We start from the raw sequence: 12,102 nt of genomic DNA, 5'->3' as shown, positions 1-12,102 counted from the left end.
CTCACTCAATTTAGCCATTGTCGACGGCGACGGTGCCCACCGCTGGCGAAGATCCCGCACAGCAAGGCGATCAGTGCGACGGCCCCGCCGGTAACAAACCACTGTTGTTGTTCGGTCAGCCAGCGGTTCAAGGCGCCGCCTTGTGTCTCTTTGAGTTGCTGGACCAGGCGTTGGTTCTCCTGGCGCAAGCGATTCAGTTGAGCGCTTTCACGGGCATTCTCTGTGCTTTGCAGTTGTTTGCTCAATTCTTCACGCAGTCGTTCGCTTTCTTTCAAACGTTGCTGCAACTCGGTGATCTGGCTGCCGACACTCAGGGACAAGGGCGTGGAGCTGCCGGTGTTTGAGGTTTCTTCCGCGTGGGCGGTCGCCCCGATCATTAACACTGCCAACAGACACAACGGACGTAAGCGCATCGGAACTCCTGATTCCACACGAATATTCAGAACGTTGTCGGCAGGTTACCGAGAATAATGAGCAATTAGGAGCGCGCCGAACCTATCAGGTTCAGCGCAGCCGGGCTTTAAGGCAGGACTTGCTTGAACGGCTTGACCACCACATCAACGTAGACGCCCGCAGCAATGTAGGGATCGGCTTTGGCCCAGGCCTGGGCATCGGCCAGCGAGGCGAACTCGGCAATGATCAGGCTGCCGGTGAAGCCGGCGGCGCCTGGGTCATTGCTGTCGACGGCCGGGTGCGGGCCTGCGATCACCAGACGGCCTTCGGCTTGCAGGGTTTTGAGGCGCTCAACGTGCGCCGGGCGTACGCTCAGGCGTTTTTCCAGCGAATCGGCAACGTCGGTGGCAATGATGGCGTAGAGCATGTCAGTCCTCGGTTTTCGGCGTGGTGGGGGCGGTGTCATGCAGATGGCGCGACAGGTAGATACCTTGGCCGATCAGGAACAATACGGTCATGCCCAGGCTGCCGAAGACTTTGAAGTCCACCCAGTAATCCTGGAAGGTAAAGGCCACGAACAGGTTGGCGGCGCCGCAGAACAGGAAAAACACGATCCAGGCCACGTTCAACCGCACCCATACCGGCTCCGGCAGGGTCAACGCGTGGCCCATGATGCGCTTGATCAACAGGCGGTCACCGATGAAGTGGCTGCCGATAAACACCAGCGCGAACAGCCAGTTCACCACCGGGGCTTTCCATTTAAGGAAGGTTTCGCTGTGAAAGGCCAGGGTCAGGCCGCCGAACACCAGGCAGGCAATCAGGGTGAGCCATTGGCTTTTTTCCAGTTTGCGCTGGGAAATGAAAATGGCGCCGTAGACTACGATAGAACTGACGATCAGCACGGCAGTGGCGCTGTAGATGCCCCCGAACGAGAGCTGATGACCGGCGATATCGATGACCCTGGGGTCGAGTTTGGTAACGATGAAAAACAGCAACAGCGGGATGAAGTCGATGAATTGTTTCACAGTAAGAGCCAGAAGCTGGATGTGGCGGCATAATAACAAACATCCTTGGTAGCGAAAGCGCCAGCTGACTTGAGGTTACACACGCCCGTGAATGTTGATTTGCACTGCCACAGCACAGCCTCCGACGGCGCCCTGGCGCCCGCGGTACTGGTTGCGCGTGCGTTTGAAAAAGGCGTGCGAGTCCTGTCGTTGACCGACCACGACACCCTCGAAGGCCTCGACGAGGCGCGCACGGCGGCCCATGCGCTGGGCATGCAACTGGTCAACGGCGTGGAATTGTCCTGCACCTGGGGCGGCGCCACCATTCATGTGCTCGGTTACGGTTTTGATCAAAACGCTGCGCCTTTGGTGGCGGCCATCGCCCAATTGCACGATGGCCGTTGGCTGCGGTCCGAAGAAATAAGCCGCAAGCTCAGCCTTAAAGGCATGCCCAATGCGCTCGACGGCGCCCGCGCCATCCAGCAGGAGCTGGGCGACAGCGGCAACGCACCGGCCCGGCCGCACTTTGCCGACTGGATGGTGCGTGAAGGGTTCGTCAGGGACCGCGCCGAAGCGTTTCGCAAATGGCTGGGCGCCGGCAAGTTGGGTGATGTGAAGCAACACTGGCCGACCCTGGAAGATACGGTCGGCACATTGCGCGCTTCCGGAGCCTGGGTGAGCCTGGCGCATCCCTGGCATTACGATTTCACCCGCAGCAAACGCCGCAAGCTGATTGCCGACTATATTGGAGCGGGCGGCCACGCAATCGAAGTGGTCAACGGGCATCAACCCGCTGATCAGGTGGGCAGCCTGGCGATTCTTGCCCGCGAATTTGGTCTGCTGGTCAGCGCCGGCAGTGATTTTCATGGCCCAGGCGGCTGGTCCGAGATCGGCGAGTACCGCCAGGTCCCGGAAGACTTGCCGCTGCTGTGGGGGCGATTCAAGCATGACCCCATTATTGCCACCGTCTGAACAGGTAGAACACGTGAGTCAATTCTTCCAGATTCATCCGGAAAACCCTCAAGCGCGCCTGATAAAACAGGCCGTGGAGATCATTCGCGCCGGTGGCGTGGTGATCTACCCGACTGATTCGTCCTACGCCATTGGTTGCCAGATCGGCGACAAAAGCGCGGTCGAACGGGTCAGACGCCTGCGTGACCTGGACAAAAACCACAACTTTGCGCTGATCTGCAGCGATTTGTCGCAACTGGGGTTGTTCGCCAAGGTCGACACCGGCACCTTCCGCCTGCTCAAGGCCCACACGCCGGGGCCGTACACCTTTATTCTCAACGCCACCCGCGAAGTGCCGCGCCTGTTGCTGCACCCAAAGAAGCGCACCATCGGCCTGCGTGTGCCCGAGCACCCGATTGCCCTGGCGTTGCTGGCCGAACTGGGTGAGCCGTTGATGAGCGTGTCGCTGATTTTGCCCGGTGAAGAAGAGCCGTTGTACGACCCTTACGAGATGCGCCGCTTGCTGGAAAAGCACGTCGACCTGATCATCGACGGCGGCTATGGCGGCAACAAGGCGTCCACCGTGATCAACCTGGCCGACGGCGAGCCGCAAGTGGTGCGCGTGGGCTGCGGCGACCCGACGCCGTTTATGGTCGAGGCCTGAATGTCGGCCGTGGAAACCGCTGATCCCCAGGCCGGCGCCCAGCAGGAACTGCCGTTTGCCATGGTCTATGGCCAGGCGGTCATGGAAATGCCGCTGGACCTGTATATTCCGCCGGATGCGCTGGAAGTTTTCCTTGAAGCCTTCGAAGGCCCGCTGGACCTGCTGCTGTACCTGATCCGTAAACAGAACATCAATATCCTCGACATCCCGGTGGCGGAAATCACTCGCCAGTACATGGGGTATGTCGAGTTGATGCAGTCGGTGCGCCTGGAACTGGCCGCCGAGTACCTGGTGATGGCCGCCATGCTCGCCGAGATCAAGTCGCGCATGCTGTTGCCGCGCGCCGAGACCATCGAGGCCGAAGAAGACGACCCGCGTGCCGAACTGATCCGTCGCCTGCAGGAATACGAACGCTTCAAGGCCGCCGCCGAAGGCATCGACGGCTTGAGCCGCGTGGGCCGTGATGTGCTGGTGCCCAAGCTCGACGCCCCGGAAGCTCGGGCGCGCAAGCTGTTGCCGGATGTGAGCCTGGAAGAATTGCTGATGTCCATGGCCGAGGTATTGCGCCGGGGTGACATGTTCGAAAGCCACCAGGTCAGCCGCGAAGCGCTGTCGACCCGCGAGCGCATGAGCGATGTGCTGGAGCGCCTCAAGGGCGGCGGCTTTGTGCCGTTTGTCGAGCTGTTTACCAAAGAGGAAGGGCGCCTGGGGGTGGTGGTGACCTTTATGGCCATCCTCGAACTGGTCAAGGAATCCTTGGTCGAGCTGGTCCAGAATGAGCCTTTTGCGGCTATCCACGTGCGGGCGCGAGCCGAATAAAGAGCTGAATCGATGAATCTGACTGAACCCCGCGAACTGGCACCCTTGCTGGAAGCCTTTCTCCTGGCCTCGGGAAAACCGCAATCGCTGGAACGCCTGTTCGAGTTGTTCGAAGAGGCCGAGCGCCCTGAACCGCCGGTGTTCAAGAAGGCGCTGGAGATTCTGCGCAAGTCCTGCGACGGTCGCGCCTTTGAACTGCGCGAGGTGGCGTCAGGTTATCGCTTGCAGATCCGTGAGAAATTTTCCCCGTGGGTCGGCCGGTTGTGGGAAGAACGCCCGCAGCGTTATTCCCGGGCGATGCTGGAGACCATGGCGCTGATTGCCTATCGCCAGCCGATCACCCGGGGCGAAATTGAGGATGTGCGGGGCGTTGCGGTCAACAGCCATATCGTCAAGACGCTGCTGGAGCGCGAGTGGATCCGCATCGTCGGCTACCGCGACGTGCCCGGCAAACCGGCGATGTTCGCCACCACCAAGGTGTTCCTCGATCACTTCAACCTGAAAAACCTCGACGACCTGCCACCGCTTGCCGAATTGCGCGAGATGGAAGCCGAGCCGGTGCTCGACTTCGACGACGCGCCGGTGCCGGCCAGCCTGCAGGAACTGGCCGACGCCACCGCCGAGCCGGAAGAGCCGAAGGACGAAACCAGTTTCCATACCTTGCTGCTTGAACTGGATGACATGGAGCAGGGCATCAAGACTGACTTTGATGATTTGTTGCGTGACGGCGCGGCTGAGCCGCAAACCCAGGTGAACGTTGAGGGTGAGGCGCAAGTCGAACCGGAACCTGAACCCGAAGAAGACATCCTCGGCGTGGCCGAAGCCCGTGAAAAGCTCCTGGCCGCTGTTGCCGCCCTTGAACAGCCGCCTTTGAGCGACGAAGAAGACGAAGCCCGGGCGCTGGCTGAAGCCATCGAGGCCGAACGCCGCCAGTTCGAGGACTGACCCGCTCTGCCAGACACATAGATCGTTCCCACGCTCTGCGTGGGAATGCCGCCTCGGACGCTCCGCGTCCGCTTGTGACGCGGAGCGTCACGGGATGCATTACCACGCGGAGCGTGGGAACGAGAGCCGTAATGATGAGTTCCACCAAAGACCCTTGCATCAGCATCTGTAAATTCACCGATGACATCTGTGTCGGCTGTGGCCGCAGCAAACGCGAAATCCGCGCCTGGAAGAAACTCGACAAAGCCGACAAACGTACCGTTCTGGCCGAAGCCGAGCTGCGCCTGCTGGCCCTGGGCGCCACCGGTCGGCGGAAAAGCAAATGACTGGGGCCTTATCGACTAGTCTGTGATGCGAAACATGCGCCATGCGCGTATGATTCGCGACCCTTTGCCGAGCTATTCGGCCAAAGCCCCGCTTTCAATACTCTTCAGGCCACGCCTGAATCGACCCACCGGGAGGTGCTTAAGATGAACGACCAAGACCAGAACGACAGCCAGGAAATCGGCCCAGCAGGCGAAAAACTGCAAAAGGTGCTGGCGCGTATCGGCGTGGGCTCACGCCGCGACGTCGAAGCCTGGATCACCCAGAAGCGCATCAAGGTCAATGGCGTCGAGGCTACCCTCGGCCAGCGCGTCGACCTGCACGATGCAATCACCATTGATGGCAAGGTCATCAAGCGTGAAGAGGCCGCCGAATCGGTGCGCCGCGTGATCATGTACAACAAGCCCGACGGCGAGATCTGCACCCGTGACGACCCGGAAGGCCGTCCGACCGTGTTCGACAAGATGCCCAAGCCCAAAGAAGGCCGCTGGATCAACATCGGCCGCCTGGACATCAACACCACCGGCTTGCTGATGTTCACCACCGACGGTGAGCTGGCCAACCGCTTGATGCACCCGTCCTACGAGATGGACCGTGAATACGCTGTGCGTGTACGCGGCGAAGTCGATGACGAGATGATCGAACGCCTCAAGGCTGGCGTGGTGCTGGAAGACGGCCCGGCCAAGTTCACCGACATCAAGCAGGCGCCTGGTGGCGAAGGTTTCAACCACTGGTACCACTGCGTGGTGATGGAAGGCCGTAACCGTGAAGTCCGTCGCCTGTGGGAATCCCAGGGCCTGGTGGTCAGCCGCCTGAAGCGCGTGCGTTTCGGCCCGGTATTCCTTAACTCCGACCTGCCGATGGGCCGCTGGCGCGAAATGAGCCAGTACGAAGTCGACATCCTCAGTGCCGAAGTCGGCCTGACGCCGGTGGCCATGCCGCAGATGAACGCCAAGAGCAAAGACAAGCTTGAGCGTATGCAGCGTAAATCCTCGCGTCCTGTGGCGCGTACCGAACGTGTTGCCCGCACCTTGCGCCCGGCGCTGAATGCTCCGGCAACTGGTGGGCGTATCTCCCGTGAGCCGCACATCGAAGGCGAGCGCCGCCCAACCGCGCCATCGCGTCAGGAAGGCGAACGTGCACCGCGCACGCCGCGTCCAGCCCGTGGTGAAGCGCCAAGCGGTGGCCGTAGCAACCGTGGTGAAGCGGACCGCCCGGCGGACAACGCCAGCACCAAGCGCCCGGCCAAGCCTGCGGCGAACAAGCGCCCTGGCCCGAAACTGGTCGCCGACGAGCCGTCGGGCAAGCGCCGTGGCGCCCCGGCAGGTTCGGGTCAGCGTCCGGGTTTTGGTCGCAAGAAGCCGCAGTGATTTAACCGCGGCATAAAAAAACGCCAACCCTAGGGTTGGCGTTTTTTTTTGCCCGTGATTTGAAATGCTTTCAAGTGTGGGCGCTGGCTTGCCTGCGATGCGGGCACCTCGGTTTACCAGGCAAACCGCAGTGATGCTATCGCAGGCAAGCCAGCTCCCACAGGGATCGGTTTTGTTTCAACAAGGTGTGTTAGAACGCAAATCTGCCATCAAACACCGGCTTGTCATCCAATGCCAACACGCCACTCTCAAAGATCAGGTCAAGGTGATGGCTGCCTTTCTGCCCGCCACCCAAGCCCAGGTGCAGGCCGCAATGGCGCTCCTCGAAGCCGGCATTGCGTGCATACAAGTCTTTCACGCCTTCATTGGTGCCAATCCCCAATTCCTCCACGCGCCGGTTGGACGGGTTGGCATTCAGGTACTTGTTGAAATCATCCGCCAGCCCCGGCACGTCGCTGGCCACGCTGCAAACCGTCGAGTTCTCGATCCACAGTTCCAACGGTGATTGCAGCACGCCGTATTTGCGCGCAAACGGAATGGTGCTGAGGAAGGTGCCGACAAACCGCACCTGGCCATTGATGGCCTCGCTGTGGGTGGCGATTTCGCCCGGTGCCAGGTCGTGGTTGCCGACCCCGTTGATATTGGTCCACTTCTTGATGCTGCTCAGCGGCGCCTCAAGGCGCGAGCCATGTTTGTCGGTAAAACTCAGCACGTTGGCCTGGGACATGCGCCGGATCAGCGTAGCGTTGAGGTCGGCGATGCGCTGCGGCTCGACGCTGAAGGTGTCGTAGAAATAGTCGCCATAATCCTTGAACAGCAGGGATTTCTTCCAGTGTTCGGCCATCACGCCTTGCAGGGCGCGAATAAAGTCCGGGCCTTCGGCGCGTGGGTTGGGCAGGGTCGAGGAGTCATACAGAAACAGGTACAGGTCACAGGTTTCGATGGCGTGGGCCAGGGTATCGCTGGGCGTCAGGTCCAGGCGCTGGCATTGGAAGTTGAAGCGTGCGGCGCTGCTGTGGGTGATTGCTTCGGCGATGGCGTCGTAGCGCTCGGTATGGCCCAGCAACACCGTAGGGCGGCTCAGGCCGCTGAGTGCCGGGTGGTGTGCGAGGTAGTAGAGGAAGTGTTCGACGGCGCGGGCCTTGTCCATGACGGGTGTCCTTCTATGCCTTGGGTAAGGGGGCAGGTGCCGTGCACAGCACCTGCCGGATGCCTGCCGGGTGTTAGAAAGGCCACATCGCAGTGCCAAAGGGCACAACGGCATCGGCTTGCATCATTTCAACGGCGGCCTCATGGGTCGGCGCTTCAAACCAATCGTCAAGTTGCAGTTCGGTTTCCAGGTCGTTTTCCAGTGCTTGCATGGTGTATCTCCTAGAGGACGTTGTTTGAGAACGGCTTGCCAACGGGCTTCGCTGGCAAGTGAAAGAACCTAGGAGAGAGTGTTTGAAAATGCAAAATATTTATTGACACGGTTTCATTTGCATTTTTTCTTCTGTTTTTTCGGTGTAATTCTTTATCGAGAAAAAACAGCCAATTGGCTGAACCGATTCTTCAGACGCGTCCCACTGACAGTTTTCCGTTAACCGACGAAAAAGTCTGGCTGTAACGCTGGCTTTCCGGGGTGTAACGATAGTTTTACGAGTTTACCCAGGCATTGCGCAGTGCCGTCCCGCTGTAAGGATTAGCTGACAGTTTGTCCCGTGCACCCCGTTGGGGCGTGCTGAAGCTGTCGAGCGGTGTACAATGCGCCGCGTTTTACTGTGACCCCCCTTGCGTATCCACGCATAAGGCCAAGACCTCAGGGTTTACTAACCCTGATCACTCCGTCCGGCCACGAGTCGGACGGGTTCGATTTCGTCACAGATAAAAACAAACAGGTGACGCATGACCGTTAGAAAGTACGCTGTACTCCTGGTGCCTGCGCTGGGGTTTGAGCGGCGCTGCTTGAGTCGGTAATTCAAGGCAGCAACCTGCATTCGACATTCTCAAACCTTGCGTGAGACCCTTTTCATGAGTGGACCCCAATCTTCTTCAGGCGAGCTGAAACGCGGCCTGAAAAATCGGCATATCCAGTTGATCGCCCTCGGTGGCGCCATCGGCACCGGCCTGTTCCTGGGCTCGGCCGGTGTGCTCAAATCCGCCGGCCCGTCGATGATCCTGGGTTATGCCATCTGCGGCTTCATCGCCTTCATGATCATGCGCCAGCTCGGCGAAATGATCGTCGAGGAGCCGGTCGCCGGTTCCTTCAGCCACTTTGCCCACAAGTACTGGGGCGGTTTCGCCGGTTTCCTGTCGGGCTGGAACTGCTGGATCCTGTACATTCTGGTGGGCATGTCGGAGCTGACTGCAGTCGGCAAGTACGTGCACTACTGGTGGCCGGAAATCCCGACCTGGGTTTCGGCGGCGGCGTTCTTCGTGTTGATCAACCTGATCAACCTGGCCAACGTCAAAGTCTTCGGTGAGGCCGAATTCTGGTTCGCGATCATCAAGGTCGTGGCCATCGTCGGCATGATCGCCCTGGGCAGCTATTTGCTGGTCAGCGGCAGCGGCGGCCCGCAAGCGTCGGTGAGCAACCTGTGGGACCACGGTGGGTTCTTCCCCCATGGCGTCGGCGGTTTGGTGATGGCCATGGCGATCATCATGTTCTCGTTCGGCGGCCTGGAAATGCTTGGCTTTACCGCCGCCGAGGCCGACCAGCCCCGTACGGTGATCCCCAAGGCGATCAATCAGGTGATCTACCGCATCCTGATTTTCTACATCGGCGCTCTGGTGGTGCTGTTGTCGCTGACGCCGTGGGACAGCCTGCTGGCGACCCTTAACGCGTCCGGCGATGCCTACAGCGGCAGCCCGTTCGTGCAGGTGTTCTCGATGCTGGGCAGCAACACCGCCGCGCATATCCTCAACTTCGTGGTGCTGACGGCGGCCTTGTCGGTGTACAACAGCGGCACCTACTGCAACAGCCGCATGCTGCTGGGGATGGCCGAGCAGGGCGACGCGCCCAAGGCACTCGCCAAAATCGACAAACGCGGCGTGCCGGTGCGCTCGATCCTCGCATCGGCGGCGGTCACCCTGGTGGCGGTGTTGATGAACTACTTCATCCCGCAACACGCGCTGGAATTGCTGATGTCGCTGGTGGTTGCGACCCTGGTCATCAACTGGGCGATGATCAGCTTTTCGCACTTCAAGTTTCGCCAGCACATGAATCGCACCGGCCAGGTGCCGTTGTTCAAGGCGCTGTGGTATCCGTATGGCAATTACATCTGCCTGGCGTTCGTGGTGTTTATCCTGGTGATCATGCTGATGATTCCGGGGATTCAGGTGTCGGTGTTCGCCATCCCGGTGTGGGTAGCGTTCATGGCGGTGTGTTACTGGATCAAGAACAAGCGCAGTGCCGACGCTGCGTTGACCACGGCGAGTGCAGCGCTGAAGTAAGCGGCGCTCCATCCGTGATTAATACCCCTCCATTGAGGGGTATTTTTTTGCGCTGAGATTTATCGGCTGTTTGCAATAACGCCACTCATATAGTCGTTCAAGTCGCGAAAATCCTTGACGCTCCAGGCATGCGGCGCAACCTTCACACCATTGTTTTGCAGGGTTTTGGGGATCAGGTTGCCATTGGGGCGAAGGATCACCGAAGACACAATCACGCCCGGATAATCCGCCAGCCGTTTTTTGAAAGCCGGTGTGGTGAGGTCCGGCGTGGGCGGGCTGCTTTTCCTGGCCAATGGCCCGCTGGCCTTGAGGTCTGGGCCGTGGCACATGGCGCATCGCTGTGAATACAGGTTTTTGCCGTTGGCAGTGTCCGCAAAGGACAGTGACGTTTGAATGAGTGATAAAGTGCCGAGCACAGTGATGAATAGCCTTTTCATGTTCCTGCGTCCTTGTTGTTTCTGTGGTTGTCGCCCGTTGCCTAAGGTTTTTGATTGATGCTGGTAATTTCCAACAACGTGCACCTGCCCGATGCCGAGATCGAGTTGACCGCCATTCGCGCCCAGGGCGCCGGTGGGCAGAACGTCAACAAGGTGTCGAGCGCGGTGCACCTGCGGTTTGATATCCCGGCTTCATCGCTGCCGGAGTTCTACAAGGAGCGTTTGCTGGCACTGCGTGACACTCGTATCACCAGTGAAGGCGTGCTGGTGCTCAAGGCTCAGCAGTACCGCACTCAGGAACAGAACCGTGCCGATGCGCTGGAGCGCCTGGTGGAGTTGATCCTCAGCGCCACCAAGGTCGAAAAAAAGCGCCGCCCGACCAAACCCACCCTGGGTTCGAAAAAGCGTCGCCTGGAATCCAAGACCAAGCGCGGCAGCATCAAGGCCGGGCGCGGCAAGGTCGACTTCTAGGCGTCTCTGGCCTCGCGGGCCTTGGGTGCTTGCCGGTACAAATACACACTCAACAGTAAGCCGCCGACGGCAGCCAGGGCAGCAAACAGGAAGATCGACGCAAAGCCGAAGCCTGCCGCCACCGCCCCGGCCAGTGGGCCGGTGATACCCAACGACAAGTCGATAAACAGCGAATAAGCCCCCACCGCCGCGCCCCGGCTGGAGGCCGGCACCAGGTTGACGGCTTCTACGCCGAGAGCTGGAAACACCAGCGAAAAGCCAAACCCGCTCAACGCCGCACCGGCCAGCGCCCATTGCGCGTCGGGTGCCAGCCACAGCAGCAGCAGGCCGAGGGCTTCTACCGACAGGCAGGCAATTGCTACACGAAAGCCGCCAATCCGGTTGATCAAATTGCCGAATAGCAGGCGTGCGCCGATAAAACTGGCGCCGAACAGGCTCAAGGCCCACACCGCGTTGTCCCAACTCTGGGTGGTGTAATACAGCGTGATAAACGTCGCGATAGTGCCAAAGCCGATCGAACCCAATGCCAGGGCGCAGCCGTGTGGCAGCACGCGGCCCAGCACATTCATGAAGGGCAGGCGCACGCCGGCCACAATGGGCGCGGCTTCCTTGTTCCAGGCCAGCAGCACGCCGAGCACCGCCAGCAGGATGATGCTGACGCCCATGCTCCACAGCCCCAAGTGGCTGACCAGCAGCACACCCAGCGGCGCACCGATGGCCAGCGCGCCATAGCTGGCGATGCCATTCCACGAGATAACCTTGGCCGTGTTGGCGGCGCCGACCCGGCCGATGCCCCAGCCGATGGCGCCGGAGCCCACCAGGCTTTCCGCGCTGCCCAGCACCAGCCGGCCAATCAGCAGGCTGATCAGGCTGACGCCCGGCAGGCTGGAAAACCACGCCGCCAGCAACATGAATACGCCGCTCAGGCCGCAACCGACCAGGCCGATCAGCACCGCGCGCTTGCTGCCCAGGTTATCGATGATTTTGCCGGCATACGGACGGCTCAGCAGGGTGGCCAGGTATTGCACGCTGATCACCAAGCCCGCGATGACCGCGCCATAGCCCAGTTGGCTGTGCACGTAACCTGGCAATACGGCCAGGGGAATGCCGATGTTGAGGTAGCCGATAAAGGTAAACAGCACGATAGAAACGACTTGCAGCGTGACCGCCATGGGGCGCTGGGTATCTGGCATGGGGGAAGTCCACCGTCGCAGCAGGTAAAGATAGGCTGCTAATGATACCGATGCTTTGGCTTGGGCAGGGCGGTAAAAAGCAAAACGTCAGCGCAAAAA

General features: G+C 60.1%; 15 protein-coding genes. 8 read left to right on the top strand and 7 right to left on the bottom strand.

The annotated features are described in order from the left end of the window. Window positions 1-5: 5 nt before the first annotated feature. From BLV67_RS22280 to BLV67_RS22270, 3 genes are all read right to left on the bottom strand, one after another. Complete coding sequence (locus tag BLV67_RS22280) at window positions 6-413, bottom strand: SH3 domain-containing protein (protein ID WP_065930459.1); 408 nt, start codon at window positions 411-413, stop codon at window positions 6-8. A 107-nt stretch (window positions 414-520) separates the two neighbouring features. After that, the gene (locus tag BLV67_RS22275; RefSeq protein ID WP_065930460.1) at window positions 521-820 is read right to left on the bottom strand and encodes a YciI family protein; all 300 of its coding nucleotides are present in this window, start codon (window positions 818-820) and stop codon (window positions 521-523) included. A gap of 1 nt (window position 821) precedes the next feature. Beyond that, window positions 822-1,418, bottom strand: a complete 597-nt coding sequence (locus tag BLV67_RS22270) for a septation protein A (protein ID WP_065930461.1) — start codon at window positions 1,416-1,418, stop codon at window positions 822-824. A gap of 87 nt (window positions 1,419-1,505) precedes the next feature. On the opposite strand from BLV67_RS22270, the gene BLV67_RS22265 reads away from it, so the two are divergent. The 6 genes from BLV67_RS22265 to rluB all read left to right on the top strand — a co-directional run bounded on the left by BLV67_RS22265 (window position 1,506) and on the right by rluB (window position 6,470). Continuing rightward, window positions 1,506-2,369 carry a PHP domain-containing protein gene (locus BLV67_RS22265; protein WP_065930462.1) on the top strand — a complete coding sequence of 288 codons (864 nt, stop codon included), beginning with the start codon at window positions 1,506-1,508 and terminating at the stop codon, window positions 2,367-2,369. 13 nt (window positions 2,370-2,382) lie between these two features. After that, the gene (locus BLV67_RS22260; RefSeq protein WP_065930463.1) at window positions 2,383-3,012 is read left to right on the top strand and encodes an L-threonylcarbamoyladenylate synthase; all 630 of its coding nucleotides are present in this window, start codon (window positions 2,383-2,385) and stop codon (window positions 3,010-3,012) included. A gap of 120 nt (window positions 3,013-3,132) precedes the next feature. After that, a complete protein-coding gene (locus BLV67_RS22255) occupies window positions 3,133-3,831 on the top strand; it encodes a segregation and condensation protein A (RefSeq protein WP_170875849.1) in 699 nt (232 codons plus the stop codon). Between the two features lie 12 nt (window positions 3,832-3,843). Next, window positions 3,844-4,776, top strand: a complete 933-nt coding sequence (gene scpB, locus BLV67_RS22250) for an SMC-Scp complex subunit ScpB (RefSeq protein ID WP_069788141.1) — start codon at window positions 3,844-3,846, stop codon at window positions 4,774-4,776. Window positions 4,777-4,910: 134 nt separating this feature from the next. Next, window positions 4,911-5,102, top strand: a complete 192-nt coding sequence (locus BLV67_RS22245; protein WP_016973229.1) for a DUF1289 domain-containing protein — start codon at window positions 4,911-4,913, stop codon at window positions 5,100-5,102. Window positions 5,103-5,246: 144 nt separating this feature from the next. After that, on the top strand, window positions 5,247-6,470 hold the full coding sequence (rluB, locus tag BLV67_RS22240; RefSeq protein WP_017139164.1) for a 23S rRNA pseudouridine(2605) synthase RluB: 1,224 nt from the start codon (window positions 5,247-5,249) through the stop codon (window positions 6,468-6,470). A 190-nt stretch (window positions 6,471-6,660) separates the two neighbouring features. Here rluB and BLV67_RS22235 read toward each other — a convergent pair whose 3' ends face one another. Beyond that, window positions 6,661-7,620, bottom strand: a complete 960-nt coding sequence (locus tag BLV67_RS22235; protein WP_069788140.1) for a CgnE/CgnB domain-containing protein — start codon at window positions 7,618-7,620, stop codon at window positions 6,661-6,663. A 73-nt stretch (window positions 7,621-7,693) separates the two neighbouring features. Beyond that, window positions 7,694-7,831 (bottom strand): hypothetical protein, encoded by a 138-nt coding sequence (locus BLV67_RS33010; protein ID WP_003175756.1) that lies wholly within the window; start codon window positions 7,829-7,831, stop codon window positions 7,694-7,696. A 649-nt stretch (window positions 7,832-8,480) separates the two neighbouring features. Between BLV67_RS33010 and BLV67_RS22230 the strand changes: the two genes are divergently transcribed. Further along, window positions 8,481-9,902, top strand: a complete 1,422-nt coding sequence (locus BLV67_RS22230) for an amino acid permease (RefSeq protein WP_065930467.1) — start codon at window positions 8,481-8,483, stop codon at window positions 9,900-9,902. A 59-nt stretch (window positions 9,903-9,961) separates the two neighbouring features. Here BLV67_RS22230 and BLV67_RS22225 read toward each other — a convergent pair whose 3' ends face one another. Further along, window positions 9,962-10,339 carry a cytochrome c gene (locus BLV67_RS22225; RefSeq protein WP_069788139.1) on the bottom strand — a complete coding sequence of 126 codons (378 nt, stop codon included), beginning with the start codon at window positions 10,337-10,339 and terminating at the stop codon, window positions 9,962-9,964. 57 nt (window positions 10,340-10,396) lie between these two features. Between BLV67_RS22225 and arfB the strand changes: the two genes are divergently transcribed. Then, window positions 10,397-10,810 carry an alternative ribosome rescue aminoacyl-tRNA hydrolase ArfB gene (arfB, locus tag BLV67_RS22220; RefSeq protein WP_069788138.1) on the top strand — a complete coding sequence of 138 codons (414 nt, stop codon included), beginning with the start codon at window positions 10,397-10,399 and terminating at the stop codon, window positions 10,808-10,810. Here the strand turns inward: arfB and BLV67_RS22215 are convergent. Then, a complete protein-coding gene (locus BLV67_RS22215) occupies window positions 10,807-12,003 on the bottom strand; it encodes an MFS transporter (RefSeq protein ID WP_069788137.1) in 1,197 nt (398 codons plus the stop codon). The two genes, arfB and BLV67_RS22215, sit on opposite strands and share 4 nt — an antisense overlap. Window positions 12,004-12,102 lie beyond the last annotated feature (99 nt).

The organism is Pseudomonas salomonii (assembly GCF_900107155.1).
GTDB classification, from domain to species: Bacteria; Pseudomonadota; Gammaproteobacteria; order Pseudomonadales; family Pseudomonadaceae; genus Aquipseudomonas; species Aquipseudomonas salomonii.
The sequence above is the reverse complement of the archived record's forward strand: the minus strand, read 5'-3'. Positions and strand labels throughout refer to the sequence as shown.